Origin of the sequence: Alistipes sp. i18-0019-D1 (assembly GCF_042852885.1) — a bacterium.
Taxonomy (GTDB): Bacteria; Bacteroidota; Bacteroidia; order Bacteroidales; family Rikenellaceae; genus Alistipes.
The window spans coordinates 118890-140217 of record NZ_AP031424.1 but is presented as its reverse complement, the minus strand read 5'-3'; the positions used below and the strand labels follow the sequence as shown (position 1 = coordinate 140217).

The window sequence follows — 21328 nt, the reverse complement described above, 5'->3', positions numbered from 1 at the left end:
GCCGGAGCGGGTTTGCAGAACGGGGGCTTTTTCCGAAAAGCCCCCGTTTTTTGACGCCTTGCGAAAGACGACAATTCGTTTAATTGATGATCATTTTCGGCTGGCGGGGAGAACCGGTCGGAATTTTCGCTAAATTAGAGCAGATTTAATTCACACGACTATGAAACATACAATGCCCGAGCTTCCCTATGCACCGGAAGCGCTTGCTCCGAAGATGAGCAAAGAGACCTTCGATTACCACTACGGAAAGCATTTGCAGACCTATGTGAACAACCTGAACAACCTGATCGCGGGGACACCTTACGAGGAGATGTCGCTCGATGAGATCGTCCGCAAGGCCGACGGGGGCGTTTTCAACAATGCCGCCCAGGCTTGGAACCATACCTTCTTTTTCCAAATGCTGACCCCCGCGCAGCAGCCGATGCCCGCTAAACTGGCCGCCAAACTCACCGAGGCGTTCGGTTCGGTGGAGGCTTTCAAGGAGCAGTTCACCAAGGCCGCCGTGGGGCTGTTCGGCTCCGGATGGGCGTGGCTGGCGATGGACAAGGCCGGGAAACTGTCGGTCGTCGCCAAGCCCAACGCCGGCAACCCGATGACCGACGGACTGCGTCCGGTGATGACTGTCGACGTTTGGGAGCATGCCTATTACATCGACTACCGCAACCGCCGTCCCGATTTCCTGGCGGCATTCTGGGAGCTGATCGACTGGCAAAAGGTCGCCGACCGCTGCATCCCGAAACGGTACAAGTGTACGGCCTGCGATTACGTCTACGACCCTGCGAAGGGTGATCCCGAGACGGGCATCGCGCCGGGGACGCCGTTCGAGGAGATTCCCGACGACTGGACCTGCCCGATCTGCGGACTCTACAAGACCGACTTCGAGGCCATCGAGGAGTAAACGAAAAACCTCCGCGCCGATGCGCGGAGGTTTTTTTGCCCGGATCGCGGGAGCGGATCAGAAGACGAACTTCTCGATTTTCAGTTCGCCCAGCTGTTCCAGGCGCGGCACGAGGGTCGTGAAGTGCGGCGCCTGTTCGTGGGCCGCGAGGGCCTTTGCATTGCTCCAGGTTTCGCAGATCATCAGCACATCGCCGCGCGTGGCGCTTCCGAACAGGTCGTAGGCCACGCATCCTTCGTCCTTGAGCGAAGCGGCGACCAGCTCCTTGGCCGTGCGCACCAGTTCTTCGCGGTTGCTTTCCGTCGTGCGGATAAATACATTGAGACGTATCATTGTTTTCCCGTTTTTTGGTTTTGTCGTTTTGCAAATATAACGAATTTTTCGGTGACGGTGTGCCGCCTGCGGAAACAAATTGTTAACTTTTGCGGAAACCCGGCCGGGAGTTCCGCTTCTGCGACGGCTCGGGGAGAAGCCTGCGGGGAGTCGTCCGGCGGCTCCGGGGAGCGAGTTGCCGGAATTTTTCGTATCTTGTGCTTTTAACCGGATTCATTATGGAACTGAACGACAAGAAATTCGCGGTGCTGGTCGATGCCGACAACATCTCGCACCGCAAGATTAAGGATATTCTGGACGAGATCGCCAACTACGGCACGCCGACGATAAAACGCATTTACGGGGATTTCACCAACCCGAAATCCGCCGCCTGGAAGGAGGTGCTGCTGGAAAATTCCATCACGCCCATTCAGCAGTACGCCTATACGACGGGCAAGAACGCGACCGATTCGGCGCTGATCATCGACGCGATGGACATTTTGCACAAGGAGGGCGTGGACGGGTTCTGCATCGTGTCGAGCGACAGCGACTACACGCGCCTGGCCAGCCGTATCCGCGAATCGGGGAGGGAGGTGCTGGGGTTCGGCGAGAAGAAGACGCCGAAGCCGTTCATCAAGTCCTGCGACAAATTCATCTACGTCGAAATCCTCGGGCAGACGCCGCCTCCGGAGAAGGCGGCCCCTGCGAAGAGAAAGGCGGACGCGAAGAGACCCGCCGGGACTGAAGCGCCTGCGGGTCCGGTCGCCGACACCGCCGGGGAGAAGAAGCCGTCGCCGGATGCGGGGCACGCCTCGACGATCATCCGTCCGTTCGACGACGAATTCCGCACGCTGCTGGAGAACACGATCGACGACGCTGCCGACGACAGCGGCTGGGCCTCTCTGGGCGACGTGGGCAGCGTGCTGTCGAAGAAGATGCCGGATTTCGACCCCCGCAACTACGGCTACAAGAAACTTTCGCTCCTGGTCCGGGCGCTTTCCGATGCCATCGACATGAAGACGGAGCAGCAGCGGGTCTACGTCCGTAACCGGGTGGGGTAGGGCTTTCCGTATTCCGGGAGTGATCAGAGCGGACCGAGGCTCCCGCGGGCGGCTTCGTATTCGGCGACGAGACGGCGGAGGATCTCGCCGGCCGGCGGCAGGTCTTCGATGAGCGCGGCGATCTGTCCGATCTCCAGCTCCCCTTCGTCGAGGTCGCCTTCGAAAATTCCCCGTCTCGGGCGTCCGCGGCCGATCAGGGCCGACAATTCTTCGGCACCGGCGCCGCGCGATTCGGCCTCCTCGACCGTGCGGCAGAAGTCGTTGCGGACGAGGCGTGTCGGCATGACCTTCTTGAGCGTCAGGATCGTGCCGCCCTCCTGCACCTCTACGCACCGCCGTTTGAATGCCTCGCAGGCCGAACTCTCCTGCGACAGCGCGAAGCGCGTCCCCAGCTGGCATCCTTCGGCGCCCAGGGCGAAAGCGGCCAGCATACCGGCTCCCGTGGCGATGCCTCCTGCGGCGATGAGCGGCAGGTCGACGGCCTGCCGCACCTGCGGGACGAGGGCCATCGTCGTCGTCTCCTCGCGGCCGTTGTGACCCCCGGCCTCGAAACCTTCGGCCACCACGGCGTCCACGCCCGCCTCGCGGCTCTTGAGCGCGAATTTCGAACTCGACACCACATGCGCCACGCGGCAGCCCGCGTCGTGCAGGCGTGCGGTCCAGGTTGCGGGATTGCCCGCCGAGGTGAAGACCGCCGGGACGCGCTCTTCCGTGACGACGTCCATCAGCCGGGGCGCATAACGGTAGGCCAGCGGCACGTTGACGCCGAACGGCCGGGAGGTGGCCGCACGGCATTTGCGGATGTGCTCGCGCAGCAGTTCGGGGGTCATCGAGCCGGAGCCGATCAGCCCCAGCCCGCCGGCCTCGCTGACGGCGGCGGCCAGCCGCCAGCCGCTGCACCAGACCATCCCGCCTGCGACGACGGGGTAGCGGATGCCGAAAAGGGTCGTGATTCTGTTTTCCATCGTTTTCTGGTTTTCTGCGGGATCAAGATACAACTATTTTTCCAAAACGGGAGCGGATGGTTCGGGAGGTATGTGCAAAAAAACGGTGTTTCGACCCGCCGGGTCAAAGCACCGTTATGAAAAAAAGGGTGAGCTACTTACATCGCACCGCTACGACCACATACCCTTGCTCGATTCCTCGCCTGGGGGATTCTGTAGGAGCTGGTCGTGCAAGACTCACCCGGGCACAAAAGTAGGAAAATTTTATATCTTTGCAAAAAAAAACTGAAATGCGTAAGAAAATATTAGGTTGGGGAGTGCTGGCGGCGTTGGTCCTGGCGGCCGGCGCCGGACTTGTCCTGCGGCAGCAATTCTATGGAAATGCGGTCGTTACGGAGCGGGACCTCTACGTGAGTGCCCGTGCCGAATACGGGCAGGTCGTGGATTCGCTGCTGCTGCAGATCAAACACCGTCGGGCCTTCGACGCCTATGCCCGGAGGATCAACCTGGCCGAAACCTTCAAGCCCGGGCGTTACGTGCTCAAACATGGCATGAGCGTCATCGAAATCGCGCGCATGCTCAAACTGGGGATGCAGACGCCCGTGCGTGTGACGATCAACAACGTGCGCATCCCGGCCCAGCTGGCGCATAAACTCGCGCGGCAGATCGACGCCGATTCCACGGCGATCATGCAGGCGCTGACCTCGAAGGAGCTGGCCGCGGAGGTCGGATTCGACAGCGTGACGCTCTTTTCGATGTTCATTCCCGACAGTTACGAGTTCTACTGGACGGTGACGCCCGGGGAGTTCGTCAAGCGCATGAAGCGCGAATACGACCGTTTCTGGACGGAGGAACGCGACGCCAAGCGCAAGCGCAGCGGGCTGAGCCGGCTGGAGGTGATGACGCTGGCCTCGATCGTCTACGAGGAGACCCGCAGGGTCGACGAGATGCCCCGCGTGGCCGGGGTCTACGTCAACCGCCTGAAGAAGGGCATCAAGCTGCAGGCCGACCCGACGGTGAAGTACGCCATGCAGGATTTCGGCCTGCGCCGCATCCTCTACCGCCACCTGAAATACGATTCGCCCTACAACACGTATGTGAACAAGGGACTGCCGCCCTCGCCGATCTGCATGCCCGGGAAGAATGCCATCGACGCCGTGCTGAACTACGAAAAGCACGACTACATCTTCTTCTGCGCGCGTCCCGAGTTCGACGGTTACCACAACTTCGCCAAAACCCTGCGCGAGCACAATAAAAACGCCCGGGCATACAGCGACGAACTCAATCGGCGGAAGATTAAATAATTTTTGTATCTTTGTCATCCCATGCTTGCGAAGATATACGAACAGAACCCTTCGGAGAAGGAGTTGCAGCGCGTCGTAGACGCCCTGGAGCGGGATGAAATCATCATCTATCCCACCGACAGCGTCTATGCCTTCGGCTGTTCGCTGCGCTCGCCGAGAGCCATCGAGCGGCTGCGCCGCATCAGGGGCAAGAGCGAGGAGAAGTTCACCGTGGTCTTCGAAAACATCGCCCAGGTCGCGGAGTACTGCCGGGTGGACAATGCCGTTTTCCGGATTCTGAAACGGAACCTGCCCGGGCCGTTCACCTTCGTGCTGGCGGCTTCGGCGCGCATTCCGGACAAGGCGCTCGAACGGCGCCGCACGATCGGAGTCCGCATTCCGGCCAGCCCCGTCGCGCGGGCCGTGGTCGGGGCGCTGGGGTGTCCGATGATCACCACGTCGGTCAAGGACGACGACGAGGTGGTGGAGTATACGACCGATCCCGAACTGATCCACGAGCGTTACGGCCATGAGGTCGCGCTGGTCATCGACGGGGGCATCGGCGACAACGTCCCCACGACGGTCGTGGACCTGACGGGCGACGAGCCGGAGATACTGCGCGAAGGCAGGGGAGAGCTGCAATAGCGAGGGGGAGTGATGCCGCTGTGCGGCAGGATGGGCGTCTCGGAGCGTTAAAAAACAAAATAGAAGAATGGAGAAGAAAAATTTCTGGAACGATGCCGCGAAATACGGCGTGATCATGGCCCTGGCCGCAATCCTTTTCGACGTGCTGGGCTTTTACGTGCAGAACACGCTGCTGTCCCTGCTGTCGCTTGTCATTTTCGTCCTGCTGCTGGGTTATCTCACCAAGCGCCGTGTGGAACGGTTCGGGGCCAGGGGATACAGTTACGGGCAGTGCCTGGGCTTCATGGTCTGCGTGATGCTCTGCGCCGGGTTTATCGAGGGCGCCTTCATGGGCGTCGCCTCCAACTGGCTCTTTGCGGCCAGATACGAGGCTATGATCGGCCCGTCGATCGCCATGCTGGAGAACACCGGTTTCTACACGGGCGACCAGATCGAGATGATGATGAAACTGATGCGTTCGCCGCTGGTGCAGATCTTCAGCGGAATGCTCGGTTCGGCGATCAAGGGCGGCTTTTTCGGTCTGTTTATTGCTGCCTTCACCAAGCGTGATCCCGACGTTTTCTCGGAAGGCACTAACGAATAAGGATGGATAAACTGGATATATCGGTCGTCGTGCCGCTGTACAACGAGGCGGAGTCCCTGCCCGAACTGGCGGCGTGGATCGACCGCGTGATGCGCGAAAACGGGTTTTCGTACGAGCTTATTCTGGTCGACGACGGTTCGTCGGACGGCTCGTGGACGGTGGTCGAACGGCTCAAGGCACAGTATCCGGCAATCCGGGGGATCGGTTTCGCCCGCAACTACGGCAAGTCCGCGGCCCTCTACTGCGGATTCGCGGCGGCGGAAGGCGAGGTCGTCGTCACGATGGACGCCGACCTGCAGGACTCGCCCGACGAAATCCCCGAACTGCGCCGCATGATCCTCGAAGAGGGCTACGACCTGGTCTCGGGGTGGAAAAAGCGCCGCCACGACCCCGTCGGCAAACGCTGGCCCAGCAAGTTCTTCAACTGGACGGCCCGGGCCGCGTCGGGCATCCGGCTCCACGATTTCAACTGCGGGCTGAAAGCCTACCGCCGCAAGGTGGTGAAGGCCATCGAGGTCTACGGCGAGATGCACCGCTTCATTCCGTTCCTGGCCAAACAGGCCGGGTTCAGCCGCATCGGCGAGAAGGTCGTCGACCATCGCGCCCGCAAGTACGGCTGTTCGAAATTCGGCCTCGAACGCACGGTGAAAGGGTATCTGGACTTGATCACGGTGCTGTTCATGACGCATTTCGGGCGTTCGCCGATGTACTTCTTCGGCAGCCTCGGGACGCTGATGTTCCTCGTCGGCGGCGGCACGACGGTGTGGATCATCGCCGAGAAACTCTGGAAGCAGTGCCACGCCCTGCCCCTGCGGCCCGTTGCGGACCAGCCGCTGTTTTATCTGGCGATTTTGGCCGTAATTCTCGGAGTTCAGCTGTTTTTGGCCGGATTTTTGGGTGAACTGATCAACAGAGGGTCCTCCGAGCGGAACAAATATCTGATCGACAAAACTTTGTAAATGATGATACAACGAATCCAAACGCTTTATTTGCTGATCATTGCGGCGCTTATGGCCGTAACGCTCTTTTCGGGGCTGGCGTGGTTTGCGGGTGACGCCGGCGAGTTCGGGCTTTTCGCCTTCGGATTGAAAACCGCCGGAGGGGAGGTCGTCCAGTCCACCGTTTATATGGGTGTTCTGCTGGCGCTGGCCTGCGCGCTGCCGCTGGTGACGATTTTCCTGTTCCGCCGCCGTTTGCTGCAAATACGCCTCTGTGTGGTGGAAATGGTGCTGCTGTTAGGCTCCCTGGCGATGGAAGGCGTCTATTACTTTTTGAGCTGGCGGGTCTTTTCCGACCTGTCGTTCCATACGCAGGGCTTCAAGCCCGCCATTGTGCTGCCGCTGGTCTGTCTGCTGTTTGCCTATTTGGCGGCCCGTGCGGTTTTCCGCGACGAACTGCTGGTACGCGCAGCCGACAGAATACGCTGATCGACCGAATACTACTGGACCCGGAGTATGCCCGAGCGCATGTTCCGGGTCTTCTGTCCCCATCGGCGGGCTACCGTTCGGGCGGAAAAGGTTTGCAATTCGGACCGATCTGATTATTAAAAGAATGTTACAAACCTTTGCAGGTCCGGAAAATAATTTTAACTTTGAGGCATAATATTGCTATTATGTAATGATTTTAAAGAATTTTGGCTACAAACAATACATTTTTTAACTAACACTCAACTCTATGAAAGCAGTAAATTTCTGGAAAACATTGTTCTGTGCTGCGCTGGCCGTGACGGCTTTTACCGCATGCTCGGACGATGATGACAACGGCTATTCGGGTATGCCCGAAATTACCGTAAATGGCGGAGAGTCGGTGACGCTTGCCGGGAAACTCGAAGGCGGCAAGATAGACCAGACCGTTGAGGTCGTGTCGAAAGGCGACTGGACCCTGAAATTCGATAACGCCGGCGATTCGCAGTGGGTTACTCCCAGCACGATGTCGGGCAAAACCGGTACGACGCAACTTACCTTCACGCTGGGTCAGGCTTCGGCAGAGCGCACCGCTAACCTTACGCTGACCGCTTCTTCCACGTTCGAGGGCATTCCTATCACGAAGACTGCTACGATCAAGATCGTACAGAGCAACAGCGATGTTCCGACGGGTAACGCTCTTTACAGCGAGAACTGTGGTACGAAGGTCGAGAAAGACGGGTCTTATTGGCCTTATGTAGATAAGTTCGAGGGTTGGACCCGCGGCGGTTCGCTCGATCAGAAGGCTGTTACCTATGGAGGAAGCGATGCTTCGGTTCGTAACAGCGGCGCGCTTTATGAGCCGACAGAGAGCGAAAAATCCGAAGTTTCGGGTGCTCCCTATGTTTATATCGGCAAGACTACTGCGAAATTCGAAATCGAGAATATCAATGTCGGAACCAACAACAACTTCACCTTTACGTTCACGGCATTGGATCAGGAGAAATACAGCGGTACTCCGGTTTTCGCAGAGATCAATGCTTCGACGATCAAGTTTGCTGTAAGCGTCGATGGCGGTACGACTTATTCGCCCGTTGCATTTACAGCTAAAAAGATCGCTACGGGTGGCTGGTACCTCTGTACTGCGGAGTTCAAATTCCCTGCATCGGTTTCGACGGATAAGATTTCGGTGCGCTTCAGCGATTATCCCTTTACCGGAAGCAATGTTGACGGACACCAGGGATTGCGCCTCGACGACTTCAAACTTTACGAGGGCGGTAACGGTCCGGAACTCGGTGAAGCTCCTGCTATTGAATATAAAAAAGCTACTATCAGCCAGATTACGGCTGCTGGGAACTATCAGATCGACGATGCTGTTGTTATTGCTAACTACCAGCGTGGTTTCCTGATGCAGGATGCTACTGGTATCATGCAGGTTTATCAATATGACAAAGAATTGATGCCTACGCCTACTGTTCCCAGTGTCGGTAAAAAATACACCATCAAAGGTGTGGCAAGCAGTTATGGTGGCCTGTGGCAGATCGGCCCTACGGATTTGATTCTTGAGAATGAATCGACCGGAACCGTGCCTACTCCTACGCTGGTAACGCTGGATGCTGCCGGAATGGATGCTCTTTTCGCTGCCCCTGTCATTAAATATGTTAAGTATACCGGAGAACTCACCATCGATGGAGACTATTACAATGTCAATGTCAACGGTGCTACGACTGTTGGTTCGATTTCCTATCCGAATCCCGGTGTTGTTGATGCAAACCTCAACGGTAAGGGTGTTGATGTAGAAGGTTGGTTCATTGGAGCTACGGGTGGAAAGTATTTTACGACGCTGGGTGTCAAAGTTACGGAAAACTCGACTGTAGTGAGCGGTGAGTTCACGACTCAACCGACGATTTTCACCGCAACCAATCCGGAGGCGCAAATGCTTAATTTTACGGCCAATGCAGCTGCAGGAGCAGTTACGTTTGAACTCGCCGGAACTAATGCCTCTATGTTCGCTTATTCCGACGTGACGGCTACTTCGGTAAAGGTTAATGCGATTGGTAATAACACTTCGGGTGTCGCTTATGCAGCGACTCTGAAACTGAAGGCCGCAGATGGTACTGTTTTGGATCAGGTTGAACTGAAACAGGCAGCCGAATCTAGCGGTAATGATACAAAGGGAACGTATACGTCGATGAGCCAGTTTATCTCAAATGGAGCTTCAACGGCTAATCCTGCAGGTTTAGATGATTCCAAGGCGAATGGTAAGGACGCAAGTGGCTTCAAGATTGGAACCAGTTCCAAAGTCGGCAGTTTTACTTCGGGGGCAGTAGGTGTAACTGGAACGAAAAAACTCGGGTTCTATGCTGTTGCATGGAAGGGTAAGAACGGAGCAGCGTTGACTCTCAAAGTTAATGGTGGCGGATCTGCAAGTCAGACTTCGTTTACACTTACGGCTAATGATGGAGCTACAGGAAATCCTCCTTTTGTAAACTTAACTCCGTCGGATGATACTGATTACTACATTGTAGAGTTGACAGACCTTACGGCTGCTTCTACGATTACTTTTGAGACTACGACTGCTTCAAATGGTCGTGCAGTAGTATTCGGAGTCCAACTGTTCTAAATTAGTCGAGGAAACCGACTTGTAAAACCAACCACTCTTGGCGGGGATAACTCCCCGTCAAGAGTTTGGTTTCTAAATGGGTCTGCGGACCAAATGTTATACTTTATTTTGAATGATGTTGAAAATTAAACAGATAGGCGCGCTGCTCGTGACGATGTCGGCGATGCTTGTCCTGTTTGCGGGATGCGGCGACAAGGAAGACGGGGGCGACAAGGAGTCCCTCGCGACGCTCGTTGCAGAGACCGTGAGCAGTTCAACCACAACGAACCGGATTTCGACCCAGGGTCCTTCGGGCATCACCTTCGAGGCGCAGATCGTCTCGCAGGGCGGGGATACGGAGTGGTGTTCGTTCGATTTGAATAAGCAGGTATCCTCCGTCGGCGGAAACGTCGGCGACCCGGTGTACCTCTATTTGAAACAAAACAGTTCCGACGCCGATCGCAAAGCCACGATCGACGTAACCTATACCAACGGTTATTCCACCTCCCTGACGCTGACGCAGAAGGCGGCGGGGTTCATCGACTACGACCGTTCGTGGGGCGAGCAGCCGGAATACCGTTCCAATGACGCATATATTTATAAGACTTATTTTGCAACGTTTGTCAGCAACCAGTTCTTTTCGGGCGGAAAATTGCGCAACTATTCGGTATGCTACGATCTGGACAAGCATATTTCCCATTGGGTGGCTTATCCGATCTTCAGGAAAGTGTACGAAACTCCTGCGTTGTCCCGGGTCAATGCATTCGGATATGATCCGAATGACCAGATGCCCGTGATTCCCATCAGCGATCAGCAATATATCGATCGCGGCTATGGAGTCAGCGGATATGACCGTGGTCATATGCTTCCGCAGGCCTCGCGCTATAATAATTATGAGCCGAATCGGATGACCTATTATGCGACGAACATGATGCCTCAAAACAGCACGTTCAATCAAAAACTTTGGGCCGGATTGGAAGGGAAAGTCCGCGGATGGGGCGGTATGGGGAAATACGATACGCTCTATGTGGTAACGGGAGCCGCTTTCAAGAATTCGAAGACCATTAACAATGCCAACGGACCGATTGCCGTGCCGTCGCATTGCTGGAAGGTACTATTACGCCAGCGCGGAGACCTTAACAAGCAGATTTCGGAGTGTACGGCCGACGAGTTGAAAGCCATTGGATTTTTGTTTACCAATGAATACCATGATCCTGACACAACGTCTCCCAGGGACGGAGTATGTACGGTGAAGGAGATCGAGGAACTGACTGGTTTCACGTTTTTCCGCAATCTCGATCCTGCGGTTGCCGATGCGGTCAAGACGCAGAAAAACATTTCCGATTGGTCGGGATTATGATACAATGAATTGAACCTTAACAACAAAAAACGTTTATGAAGAGAATCTTTTTGACAGGACTGTTTGCCTCGCTGATCGCGGTGGCATGCTTCGCGCAGAAGCCCTACAAAGTGGTCTTCTACAACTTCGAGAACCTGTTCGACACCATCCACGACCCCGGTATGCTCGATGAGGAGTTCACACCCGAAGGGCCTAAAAAGTGGAACACGGCCAAGTACACCAAGAAAATCGGGAACCTCGAACGCGTGCTGTTCGACATCGCTGCCGAGGACAAGGATTTTCCCGTCGTGATCGGAGTTTCGGAGATCGAGAACCGCTCGGTGATGGAGGACGTGATCGCGCAGCCCAAACTCGCGCACGGCAACTACCGCATCGTGCATTACGATTCGCCCGACGCCCGCGGTGTCGACGTGGCGTTCTACTACCGTCCCGACGTTTTCAAACTGGAGGGCAGCGCCGCCATTCCGTTCAAGATGCCCGAACTGCCGAACTTCAAGACGCGTGATTTCGTCACGATGTGGGGTACGATCGACAACGAGCCGTTCTTCTTCCTCGTGAGCCACTGGCCTTCGCGTCTGGGCGGCAAGGAGGCTTCGGCTCCCAAGCGTCTGGCAGCTGCCAAGCAGGTGAAGCACATCGTCGACTCGGTGACCGCCGCCAACCCGGCCACGAAGGTGGTCATCATGGGCGACCTGAACGACGACGCTACGGATGACAGCATCGTCGAGGGGCTGAACGCCAAGGGCAAGATCAAGGAGGTCGGCAAGGGCGACATGTTCAACCCCTTCATCAGCCTGCTGAAGGCCGGTTACGGCACGCTGGCTTACCGCGACGAGTGGAACCTGTTCGACAATATCATCGTTTCGGAAAACCTCGCCACCGGTTCCACGGGCAGTCTGAAAATCCAGCCCGTCGGCAACTCGAAATTCTACGGAGGCATCTTCCGCCGTCCCTACATGATCCAGAAGGAGGGGCAGTACAAGGGTTATCCGCTGCGTACGTTCGTGGGCAACGATTTCCAGGGCGGTTTCAGCGACCACTTCCCCGTATATATCTACATCGCCAAATAAACACTCTAAAATATTTGTATGAAACTCAAAGTTCTACTTATTCTGATGCTCGCCGCCGTGACCTTCACGTCCTATGCGCAGGACGGAGGCATCCGCGGTAAGGTGGTTTCGCGCAACGGTCGCGTGGCCTTGAGCAATGTACAGGTGAAGATCGAATCGCTGGGTCTGACGGCCACGACCGACAAGGACGGCAACTTCATCTTCGAGAATCTTCCCGCCGGCAGCTACACGGTGCTCTTTTCCACGCCCGACTTCGAGGACCTCAACCTGATGGTCCGCGTGGGCGATGAGCATGTGCAGGACCTCAAGTCGGTGATCATCGTGCCGTCGGGTCCTGGCACGGTTCTGGACGACGCCGTTTTCGCCGAATTCGACAGCGACTCGTCGTCGTCGGACACGCAGGCGCTGCCTTCGTCGCTCTCGTCGTCGAAGGACCTCTTCAACAACATCGCGTCGTACCGTTTCAGCGAGATGCGCTTCAACGTCCGTGGCTACGATTCGCAGTACTCGGACATCTACCTGAACGGCATCCGCTTCAACGATGCCATGACGGGCTACGGTCCCTGGTCGCTGTGGAGCGGACTGAACGACGCGACGCGTAACCAGGAGAACTACACGGGACTCGAAGCGTCGGATTTCGGCATCGGCGGCATCGGCGGCATGACCAACGTCAACGCCCGCGCCTCGCAGATGCGCAAGGGATTCCGCGTGAGCGTTTCGAACGGCAATCAGATGTACCGTTTCCGTGCGATGGTTTCCTACGGCTCGGGACAGTTGGATAACGGCTGGTCGTACGCCTTCTCGGTGGGAACCCGCCAGGGCGGCAACGGCTATGTGGACGGCGTTTACTACAATTCCTATTCCTATTTCGCATCGGCCGAGAAACTTTTCGGACAGAACCACCGCCTCGCGCTGACGCTGTTGGCCTCGCCTTCGGAGCGCGGCGCGCAGCAGGCTGCGACCGACGAGGCTTACGCCCTGTTCGGCAACAATTACTACAACCCCAATGTGGGTTACCAGGCCGGCAAGCTCCGCAACTCGCGCGTGCGTAACACCCACGAGCCGATCGTGATGCTGAACTACACGTGGGACATGTCGGGCAACACGCGCCTGAACGCCGCCACGTCGCTGCGTTTCGGCAAGAACGGCTATTCGGCCCTGACGTGGAACGGCGGCCCCGATCCCCGCGGCGACTACTACCGCAATATGCCGCTGTCGGATCAGACGCAGATCGTGCCGGGCATCACCTCCGGCGAGACGATCTATTTCTACGACCGGGATGCTATCATATCGGGAAGCGTATGGGACGGTCTGATCGATTACGACCAGCTCTATGACCGGAACCACTTCATCGAAACGGAATCCAAGATCGCCAAGCTGATGGGCGACCAATACCGTTCGAACTACATGATCGAGGAGCGTCACACCGACCAGCTCGACTATAACCTCGCGGCCAACGTCGAGCACAACATGCGCAACAACATGCGTATCGTCGGCGGCATGAACCTGCGCGTGAACCGCACGAACTACTATTCGCAGGTCAAGGACCTGATGGGCGGCGACTACTGGTACGACATCGACAAATTCGCCGACCGCGACATGGCCAGCGAGACGGCCGCACAGAACGACCTGGATTACTACTGGGCCACGGGCCACGCCCGCATCGCCCGCGTGGGTGACAAATACGGCTACTACTACCGGGCGCACCTGCTCGAAACCAACGCCTGGGCCAATTATACGTGGGGTATCGGCGGGTTCTCGCTGGGTGTCGCCGGATCGGTCGGCTACTCGAACATGTACCGCGAGGGCATGTGGCGCAAGGGCCTGTTCCCCGACAATTCGAAGGGCGACTCGAAGAAACTCGACTACCTGACCTACGATGCGAAACTCTCGCTGGGCTACAAGTTCTCGGGAGCGCATTCGCTCGAGGCCAATGTGGCCTACATGCAGCAGGCGCCCAAGTTCGCGACGGCCTTCGTATCGCCCCGTACGCGCAATACGACCACGCCGGGCCTGAAGGCCGAGAAGGTTTTCGCCGCCGATCTCACCTATAACCTCAACCTGCCTTACGTGAAGGCCCGCCTTTCGGGTTACTACACGACGATCGAGGACCAGTCGAAGGTGATTTCGTTCTACGACGATAGCCGCGGCTCGTTCACCAACTTCGCGATGAGCGGCATCGACAAGCGCCACTACGGCGTCGAACTGGGTCTTTCGGTTCCCGTATGGAACGGTCTCTCGGTCGTGGGTGCCTTGAGCTGGGGCGATTACACCTACACCTCGAATCCTGACTTCGTGCAGACGGTCGACAACATCGACAAGATTGTCCTGAAGGACCGGGTCAACTGGGACGGTTACCACGTGGAGAGTTCACCGCAGCTGGCTTTCAACGTCGGCCTCGATTACCGCGGACCGCGTAACTGGTTTGCCGGCGTGAACTTCAACTATTACGACAACCTCTACCTCTCGATGAACCCGATGTACCGCACCGCTACGGCCGTGAAGTACTATGCGAACGTGCTGACTTCCGGCACGGCGACTCCCGAGCAGCAGGCGACCGCCATCAGCGCCATCAAGACCATCCGCAAGCAGGAGAAGTTCGACGGTGTGTATACGCTGAGCGCCAATGTGGGCAAGAACTGGTATATCCACCGCATCTACATGCTCGGTTTCAGCCTGGAGGTGAAGAACATCCTCAACGATCAGGATATCCGCACGGGCGGTTACGAACAGATGCGTATGAGCAAGGTCCGGGGCAACGGCGGCGAGCAGATTTACGGCCGCTTCCCGTCGAAGTATTTCTACCTGTTCGGTACGACCTACTACCTGAATGTCTATTTCCGTTTCTAATCGCGCAAAGAACAATTTATGAAAAGTCTTAAAATAACATTGGCGGTTTTGTTCGGCCTCGTGGCCGTGAGCTGCTACAACGATTTCGAAACTCCGGCTCCGCTGAAGCTCTATACGGCCGACGATATGGCCGCAATGGGGCTTAAACCGGTATCCATCAAGGAGGTGAAGGAGAAGTTCGGCCCGATCTCCAATACGGGAACCAACGACAATTTCGCCACGACCAAGACCCTCAAGTTCGGAACCCTCACCTCCGAGGAGACCAAGTTCGAAGGTATGTCGGGCTGGCCCGAGGCTGCTAACTACTACATCAAGGGCAAGGTGATCAGCAGCGACCGGCAGGGCAACATCTACAAGTCGCTCTATATCTACGACGGTACGGCCGGCATCGAGTTGAAACTCTACAACGGTCTTTATCTCGATTTCCTGCTCGACCTGGGGGCGAAGCCGATCAAGAGCCAGTGGGTTTACGTGCGTCTCGACGGACTCTACCTGGGTAACTACCGCATGATGCTTTCGATCGGAGGCGCTCCTTCGGACGGCATCAACACGGCCGGCAACCACAAGTACTACGCCAACTCGAACCTCGACAACCCGAAGGTTGCCGCCCTGAATGTCTTCCGCGGCGAATACACGACGCTGGAGCCTTCGGACATCAAGGAGGTCGACGCTTCGAACTACACGTCGCTCGGCGAGGCCGATCTGGGCCGGCTGGTGCGTTTCAACAAGATCAAGATCCGCTATGCGGGTGTTAAGAATCAGGACGGCGTGACGCCTGCGGGCCTCAAGAGCGGTTCGAACGAGAATCCCTATCCGAGCTGGATCGTGACCGACTGGGGAACGCCCATCTTCGGCGCATGGTATCGCTGGGCTTACAACAGCAGCGAGCAGAACGTCCGCCTGTACGGTTCGGTGCTGATGAGCTATAACGATGCGGCGCAGTACACTTCGGACCCGGGCGTTTACGGCATCCGTACGAGCGGTTACAGTCAGTTCGCCATGAAACCCATCCCGAAGGACGGCACGGAGGGCACGGTGCTCGGCATCTACGGCATCTATGCGAAGCAGAGCGATTTCCAGGGCGGTTCGAACGACTGGGCGCAGTACCAGATTTCGGTGAGCCGTATCGAGGACCTCGACTTCCCGCCCGAGTCGCTGCTTTCCGAGGAGTGGATCAGGGCCAATACGCCCGCCTCGTCGCTGACGCCTCCCGTGAAGAACGGCGGCGACGACTACGAAGGTGACTGATCCCGCGTTTGAGCAATAAAAAACTGCGGCCCGGTGAGGGTCGCAGTTTTTTTTGTGCCGCGGCGGAGCGCTACCGCTTGTTCCATTTGCAGGAGGTCTGGTAGTAGTCGATCGCGCGGTCGACCTGCGCGGAGTCCTTGCGCTCCATCGCTTCGAGATGGTGGGGATTCTCCTCGGTGGGAACCACGCGGTACTGCTCGAAGCGGCGTACGGGCGACAGGATCGTGAAGGTGTCGCCTTCGAGGTAGCCGAGGTCCTGATAGGTGGCGATGAACGCGCGGTTGGTGTATGCCGGGTCGAAGATGCTGCGGCCGTAGAAATGCGAGTCGTAGTTCATGTTGAGCAGTGACAGCAGGGTAGGCATCAGGTCGATCTGCGAGACGATGCCGTCGACCACTCCGGGTTCGATAAGCCCGGGGGCGAGGATCAGCGCCGGAATGTGGTATTTCTGCAACGGAATCTCGGTGCGGCCGGCGCTCGAAGCGCAGTGGTCGGCCGTGACGAGGAAGATCGTGTTTTCGAACCACGGCTGCCGGGCCGCTTCGGCGAAGAACTGCCCCAGCGAATAGTCGCTGTAAAGCACGCCTCCTGCGCGGCTCTTCGAGTCGTTGGGGATGCGGATTCGTCCGGCGGGGTAGGTGAAGGGACGGTGGTTGCTGACGGTCATCACGTGGGCGAAGAACGGCTTGCCGCTGCGGGTCTCTTCGTTGAGCGTGCGGATGACCTTCCGGTAGGCGTCTTCGTCGCAGACGCCCCAGATGTTGGCGAAGGTGATCTCTTCGGGCCTGTAGCATTTCTGGTCGACGATTTCGTATCCGTTACCCGAGAAGAAGGTCTCCATGTTGTCGAAATAGCTGTTGCCGCCGTAGAAATAGGTCACGTTGTACCCCTTGTCGCGCAGCAGGGCGCCCGTGGAGTGCATTCCGGCGTTGTTCGGACGCTTGATGATGCTTTGGCCCGGGCAGGGCGGCAGCGAAAGCGTCACGGCCTCCAGACCGCGCACCGTGCGGTTGCCCGTGGCGTAGACGCGGTCGAACGCCAGTCCCAGTTTGTAGAGCGAGTCGAGTACGGGCGTGATCCGTTCCGTGTTGCCGAACCGCTCCATGTACGAGGCGCTCATGCTCTCCATGGTGATCAGCACGATGTTGCGGCGGATCTCCTCCCCTTCGGCGCGCACGGCATGCAGGTTGTCGCCCGTGCTTCGGTAGACCCCGTGCACGAAGGCTTCGGCCTCGGCTTCGGGACGCGTGAGGTAGAACTGTTCGTAGTCGAGCGTGTTCTTGACGAAGGCGTCGTAGAACTTGTAGAGTCCGTTGGCCTGCAATTCGTTGACGTAGACGTTGTCGCTGTCCTGGAAACGGGTGTTGAAGTTCAGCAGCCCGATCGCGGCGAACAGCGCCGCAATGTAGGCCGGGGCGATTACGGCTTTCCACCTCCAGCCTTTCAGGCATTCGGTCTGCACGAGTTCGCGGCGGAAGAGGTACCACGTCACGAGCAGCGTCACGACGACGATGCCCAGCGTCATCGGCACGACGGGGTAGGACTCCATGATGTTGCCCACCACCTCGTTGGTGTAGACCAGGTAGTCGACGGCGATGAAGTTGTAGCGGACGCCGAATTCGTTCCAGAAGAAATATTCGCTGATGCCGTTGAAGATGATGGCGCCGACGTAGACGACGATGAAGAGGGCGAACCACACCGTGGTCCAGTGGCTGCGGAACCCGGGCAGGAAGAGCCGCAGGGCGAAACTCCCGGCCCAGTAGCCCAGTACATAGAGTGCGATTCGCGGGGCGACGCTTCCGTATTCGTCGAAGATCGTGTTGAAGAACGCCACGTAGCAGAATGCCGCCACGAGCAGGGCGAGGAGGATGTAGCCCCACGGTTTTTTGTACTTGGTGCGCGAAACGCTCAACATGAAGAGCCAGAGGAAAAAGAATCCTGCCGTCGCGGCGCAGAAATCGTTCACGGCGCCCAGCAGGAAGACTTCGCACCATTCGCCGAATGAGAAGGCGAGAGAGGTGGTCTGCTCGTTGAAAAGCAGCACGACGCGCAGCACGAGGCCGACGGCGACGGTCAGCAGGGACAGTTTGAGGTAGAGGCCGGTGACCAGCCGAATACTTTTTTGCATGATGGGTTTGGTAATTAACGGTGCAAAGTTAACCATTTTCAGCCCGTTCGGGGAAAGAAAAGGCAGCCAACTGGGTGGCTGCCTTGTTCGATCAGTTTGAAAAATTGTTTGTTTTGTCGCTTACTTCGACGGGCGCATGACGACCTTCACGAGGTTGCCGTCCGCCAGGATCTTCTTGGCGAGCGCCTGCACGTCGGCGTTGGTCAGGTCGCGGATCGCCTGTTCGTGGTCGGCGACGTAGTCCAGGCCCGAGCCGTATTTGATCTGGATGTAGTTCATCCATGCGCCGTTCTGTTCGAGGCTGTTTTTCCAGCTCTTGAGCATGAATTCGCGGTTTTTCTCGATGTCCTCGCTCTTGGGACCGTTCGCGGCGATCTCCTCGATCTCCTTCATCACGATCTCGCGCAGTTCGTCGGCCATCTCCTCGTTGGTGTCGAACGAAATGGTCATGTCGTAGGTTTCGCGGGGGATGTACTTCGTCGAACCCTGGACGCGCACGCCGTAGGTTCCGCCCTTCTCCTCGCGGATCGAAATGAGGTAGCGCGAATTGAGCGCCTGCGTCAGGAACGTCAGGGCCATTTTGTTTTTGAGCGTGTAGGGCATCTCTCCCGAGAAGTAGTAGTTGACCGAGACTTTCGGCTGCTGCATCGGGGCTGTGAACTCCTCCGTAACCTCTCCCTTCACCGGATAGGCCTTGTCGTCGACGTAATCGATCGGTTTCCGGGTGGCGGGGATCGAGCCGATATACTTCTCCACGAGGGGTTTCAGCGTTTCGGGGTCGATGTTGCCCACGAACGTGAAGACGAAGCCGTTGGCGCCGGGGTAGAGTTTCGCGTAGATGCCGGGCAGCTGCTCGAAGCTGAATCTGTCGACGATTTCCGTCGAAATCATCTGACGGCGGGGATTGTGGCCGTAGACGGCATCGATCACCTTCTCCTGCATCAGGAAGTCGGGGCTCGATTTGGCGTTGGCGAGCTGTGCGAGGAGCATTTTCGTGAGGTTGTCCACGTCGTCCTTGTTGAAACGCGGCTGCGTGAAATTGAGGTAGAGCAGCTGGAGCATCGTCTCGATGTCCTTGGGCGAGCAGACGCCGCCCATGGCGCTGGTGTAGTTCTCCACCGAGGGCTGCACCGAAGCCGTTTTGCCCGAAAGCTGTTTCTTGAGTTCCGTGGCCGAGAATTTGCCGACGCCCGACATCGAGTTCACGGCGGGCATCATTTCGCCCATGTAGAACTCCTCGTCGGAGAGCAGCGACAGACCGCCCTTGCCCACTACGCCCAGGCGCACTTCGTCGGCCTTGAAGGTCGTGGGTTTCACGACGACCTTCGCGCCGTTGGCCAGCGTCCACTCCGTCGTTCCGAGCACTTTGTCCTCGGCCGTCTTCTTCACGGGCGAGCCTTTGAGCACGGTCCCTTCTGCGATCAGCGGTTCCTTGACCACGTTGTCCTCATAGGCCGTGACCTCCGATGCGGCCACCTTGTCGCGGATGGCGAGAATCTCCTCGGCGGTGGGCGTCGCGACACCCTCCTTCTCGGGAGCGTTGATCACGATCACCTGATTCGTCGGAAGGATGGTCTGCTTCGCGAAGGCGTTGACGGCATCCACGCTGAGCATCTTGATCAGCATGCTGTCGAGCTGCCATTCGGTCTCGGCGTCGGGCATCGGCTGGTTTTTCTGGTAGTTGTTCAGATAGGTCTGCACGAATTCGTTGTTGCGGCGGTCGTTGCGGTTGGCGTACGAGCGTTCGGCCTGACGCATCAGGTTTTCCTGGGCGCGTTCGAACTCGCCCTGCGTGAATCCGTAGCGGCGCACCTTCTCCATTTCGGTATAGAGAGTCTCGAAGCCGCGGGCCAGCTTGCCGTCCTCGGTCATGGCGACGAATACCGTGGCGTCGAGCGTCGGGATGATGCCGATCACGTCGCCCGTGCCCATGCCGGCGCCGAGGAACGGTGCGTCGGGCTGCATGGCGATCTCCTGCAGGCGGGCGTTCTCCATCGTGGTCATGTAGGCTTCGATCACGTTGTTGGCTTCGGCCAGCACCGTGTTGGCGAGCTGTTCGGGAAGCGCCGGGCGCTTGATGAAGAGCTGTACCTTCGTGCCCTGCATTTCGGGATCGGTGTAGATGCTGACGATCGGTTCCTCGTTGTCGGGAACCACGATGGTCTCCTTCTGCGATGCGCCGGCGGCAGGAGCCGGGATGTCGGCCATCAGCGTCTTGATCTTGGACTCCACGGCGTCTACGTCGATGTCACCCACGACGATCACGGCCTGGTAATCCGGACGATACCATTGGTTGTAGAAATCCTCCAGTTCCTTGTGCCGGAAGTTCTTCAGTCCGTCGAGGTAGCCGATCAGGTTGCGGTGCTCGTACTTCGTGCCTTTGCCCAGCGCCTGCAACAGCTTCATCGTCGAACGCCACGACGCGCCGTCGCGCGTGCGCAGCTCCTCCATGATCACGCCGCGCTCCGAGTCGATTTCCTCCGGCTCCAGGGCGATGAAGTGCGACCAGTCGTGCAGGATCAGCAGCGCCGAGTCGATGATTCCCTCGCGCGAGGTCGGCACGTCCTTCATGTTGTAGCACGTGTAGTCCCAGCTCGTGCCGGCGTTGAGGTTGGCGCCGAATTTCACACCTACGGTTTCCAGATACTCCGTGAGTTGTTTGCCCGGGAGGTTCTTGGTTCCGTTGAAGGCCATGTGCTCCAGGAAGTGGGCGAGGCCCTGCTGCGAATCGTTCTCCTGGATGGCTCCCACATCGTGGAGGATGTAGAAATCGGCCTGGCCTTTCGGCTTTTCGTTGTGGCGGATGTAGTAGGTCATTCCGTTTTCCAGTTTCCCGGTGCGGACCTCCGGATCGACGGGGATCGGCTGGTTCATCTGTGCCACGGCACTGCCGGCGGCGAATGCCGCGACGGCCAGCATCAATAATTTTTTCATTGGCTTT

At 57.7% G+C, this 21328-nt stretch carries 16 protein-coding genes and 1 other RNA gene; 12 read left to right on the top strand and 5 right to left on the bottom strand.

Features of this window, described 5'->3' with window-relative positions; all coding sequences use genetic code 11:
• Nucleotides 1-160: 160 nt before the first annotated feature.
• On the top strand, nt 161-898 hold the full coding sequence (gene rd / locus ACGHP5_RS00575; RefSeq protein ID WP_337657216.1) for a rubredoxin: 738 nt from the start codon (nt 161-163) through the stop codon (nt 896-898).
• A gap of 57 nt (nt 899-955) precedes the next feature.
• Here rd and ACGHP5_RS00570 read toward each other — a convergent pair whose 3' ends face one another.
• Nucleotides 956-1231 carry a putative quinol monooxygenase gene (locus ACGHP5_RS00570; RefSeq protein WP_290531587.1) on the bottom strand — a complete coding sequence of 92 codons (276 nt, stop codon included), beginning with the start codon at nt 1229-1231 and terminating at the stop codon, nt 956-958.
• Nucleotides 1232-1449: 218 nt separating this feature from the next.
• Here ACGHP5_RS00570 and ACGHP5_RS00565 point away from each other — a divergent pair, with 218 nt between their 5' ends.
• The gene (locus ACGHP5_RS00565) at nt 1450-2271 is read left to right on the top strand and encodes an NYN domain-containing protein (protein WP_290531586.1); all 822 of its coding nucleotides are present in this window, start codon (nt 1450-1452) and stop codon (nt 2269-2271) included.
• 23 nt (nt 2272-2294) lie between these two features.
• Here the strand turns inward: ACGHP5_RS00565 and ACGHP5_RS00560 are convergent, their stop codons facing one another.
• On the bottom strand, nt 2295-3236 hold the full coding sequence (locus ACGHP5_RS00560) for a nitronate monooxygenase (RefSeq protein ID WP_337771547.1): 942 nt from the start codon (nt 3234-3236) through the stop codon (nt 2295-2297).
• A gap of 123 nt (nt 3237-3359) precedes the next feature.
• Nucleotides 3360-3458, bottom strand: an RNA gene (gene ffs, locus ACGHP5_RS00555) — signal recognition particle sRNA small type.
• 47 nt (nt 3459-3505) lie between these two features.
• Here ffs and mltG point away from each other — a divergent pair.
• The 10 genes from mltG (at nt 3506) to ACGHP5_RS00505 (ending at nt 16259) form a co-directional block, all read left to right on the top strand.
• On the top strand, nt 3506-4519 hold the full coding sequence (gene mltG / locus ACGHP5_RS00550) for an endolytic transglycosylase MltG (RefSeq protein WP_390567827.1): 1014 nt from the start codon (nt 3506-3508) through the stop codon (nt 4517-4519).
• A gap of 21 nt (nt 4520-4540) precedes the next feature.
• Complete coding sequence (locus ACGHP5_RS00545) at nt 4541-5143, top strand: L-threonylcarbamoyladenylate synthase (protein WP_290531583.1); 603 nt, start codon at nt 4541-4543, stop codon at nt 5141-5143.
• 67 nt (nt 5144-5210) lie between these two features.
• Nucleotides 5211-5726, top strand: a complete 516-nt coding sequence (locus ACGHP5_RS00540; RefSeq protein WP_337657220.1) for a DUF4199 domain-containing protein — start codon at nt 5211-5213, stop codon at nt 5724-5726.
• Between the two features lie 2 nt (nt 5727-5728).
• Nucleotides 5729-6685 (top strand): glycosyltransferase family 2 protein, encoded by a 957-nt coding sequence (locus ACGHP5_RS00535; protein ID WP_295905289.1) that lies wholly within the window; start codon nt 5729-5731, stop codon nt 6683-6685.
• The gene (locus ACGHP5_RS00530; RefSeq protein WP_276763440.1) at nt 6686-7153 is read left to right on the top strand and encodes a DUF4293 domain-containing protein; all 468 of its coding nucleotides are present in this window, start codon (nt 6686-6688) and stop codon (nt 7151-7153) included.
• 247 nt (nt 7154-7400) lie between these two features.
• On the top strand, nt 7401-9752 hold the full coding sequence (locus ACGHP5_RS00525; RefSeq protein ID WP_390567824.1) for a hypothetical protein: 2352 nt from the start codon (nt 7401-7403) through the stop codon (nt 9750-9752).
• A 112-nt stretch (nt 9753-9864) separates the two neighbouring features.
• Nucleotides 9865-11091 (top strand): DNA/RNA non-specific endonuclease, encoded by a 1227-nt coding sequence (locus ACGHP5_RS00520; protein ID WP_337657226.1) that lies wholly within the window; start codon nt 9865-9867, stop codon nt 11089-11091.
• Nucleotides 11092-11126: 35 nt separating this feature from the next.
• On the top strand, nt 11127-12161 hold the full coding sequence (locus tag ACGHP5_RS00515) for an endonuclease/exonuclease/phosphatase family protein (RefSeq protein ID WP_290531577.1): 1035 nt from the start codon (nt 11127-11129) through the stop codon (nt 12159-12161).
• A gap of 18 nt (nt 12162-12179) precedes the next feature.
• Entirely contained in the window at nt 12180-15011 is a 2832-nt protein-coding gene (locus tag ACGHP5_RS00510) for a TonB-dependent receptor (protein ID WP_337771553.1), read from the top strand.
• Between the two features lie 18 nt (nt 15012-15029).
• Complete coding sequence (locus ACGHP5_RS00505) at nt 15030-16259, top strand: DUF5689 domain-containing protein (protein ID WP_337757679.1); 1230 nt, start codon at nt 15030-15032, stop codon at nt 16257-16259.
• Between the two features lie 70 nt (nt 16260-16329).
• Here the strand turns inward: ACGHP5_RS00505 and ACGHP5_RS00500 are convergent, their stop codons facing one another.
• Both ACGHP5_RS00500 and ACGHP5_RS00495 read right to left on the bottom strand, forming a co-directional pair.
• Nucleotides 16330-18387, bottom strand: a complete 2058-nt coding sequence (locus ACGHP5_RS00500; RefSeq protein WP_390567820.1) for an LTA synthase family protein — start codon at nt 18385-18387, stop codon at nt 16330-16332.
• A 120-nt stretch (nt 18388-18507) separates the two neighbouring features.
• Nucleotides 18508-21306: a M16 family metallopeptidase gene (locus ACGHP5_RS00495; protein WP_390568387.1), complete on the bottom strand. Its 2799-nt coding sequence runs from the start codon at nt 21304-21306 to the stop codon at nt 18508-18510.
• Between the last annotated feature and the right edge of the window lie 22 nt (nt 21307-21328).

Excerpts from the sequence above, each read along its gene's own strand:
- rd (WP_337657216.1), top strand. The coding sequence starts at position 161 with ATGAAACATACAATGCCCGAGCTTCCCTATGCACCGGAAGCGCTTGCT.
- ACGHP5_RS00570 (WP_290531587.1), bottom strand. The coding sequence starts at position 1,231 with ATGATACGTCTCAATGTATTTATCCGCACGACGGAAAGCAACCGCGAA.
- ACGHP5_RS00565 (WP_290531586.1), top strand. The coding sequence starts at position 1,450 with ATGGAACTGAACGACAAGAAATTCGCGGTGCTGGTCGATGCCGACAAC.
- ACGHP5_RS00560 (WP_337771547.1), bottom strand. The coding sequence starts at position 3,236 with ATGGAAAACAGAATCACGACCCTTTTCGGCATCCGCTACCCCGTCGTC.
- mltG (WP_390567827.1), top strand. The coding sequence starts at position 3,506 with ATGCGTAAGAAAATATTAGGTTGGGGAGTGCTGGCGGCGTTGGTCCTG.
- ACGHP5_RS00545 (WP_290531583.1), top strand. The coding sequence starts at position 4,541 with ATGCTTGCGAAGATATACGAACAGAACCCTTCGGAGAAGGAGTTGCAG.
- ACGHP5_RS00540 (WP_337657220.1), top strand. The coding sequence starts at position 5,211 with ATGGAGAAGAAAAATTTCTGGAACGATGCCGCGAAATACGGCGTGATC.
- ACGHP5_RS00535 (WP_295905289.1), top strand. The coding sequence starts at position 5,729 with ATGGATAAACTGGATATATCGGTCGTCGTGCCGCTGTACAACGAGGCG.
- ACGHP5_RS00530 (WP_276763440.1), top strand. The coding sequence starts at position 6,686 with ATGATGATACAACGAATCCAAACGCTTTATTTGCTGATCATTGCGGCG.
- ACGHP5_RS00525 (WP_390567824.1), top strand. The coding sequence starts at position 7,401 with ATGAAAGCAGTAAATTTCTGGAAAACATTGTTCTGTGCTGCGCTGGCC.
- ACGHP5_RS00520 (WP_337657226.1), top strand. The coding sequence starts at position 9,865 with ATGATGTTGAAAATTAAACAGATAGGCGCGCTGCTCGTGACGATGTCG.
- ACGHP5_RS00515 (WP_290531577.1), top strand. The coding sequence starts at position 11,127 with ATGAAGAGAATCTTTTTGACAGGACTGTTTGCCTCGCTGATCGCGGTG.
- ACGHP5_RS00510 (WP_337771553.1), top strand. The coding sequence starts at position 12,180 with ATGAAACTCAAAGTTCTACTTATTCTGATGCTCGCCGCCGTGACCTTC.
- ACGHP5_RS00505 (WP_337757679.1), top strand. The coding sequence starts at position 15,030 with ATGAAAAGTCTTAAAATAACATTGGCGGTTTTGTTCGGCCTCGTGGCC.
- ACGHP5_RS00500 (WP_390567820.1), bottom strand. The coding sequence starts at position 18,387 with ATGCAAAAAAGTATTCGGCTGGTCACCGGCCTCTACCTCAAACTGTCC.
- ACGHP5_RS00495 (WP_390568387.1), bottom strand. The coding sequence starts at position 21,306 with ATGCTGGCCGTCGCGGCATTCGCCGCCGGCAGTGCCGTGGCACAGATG.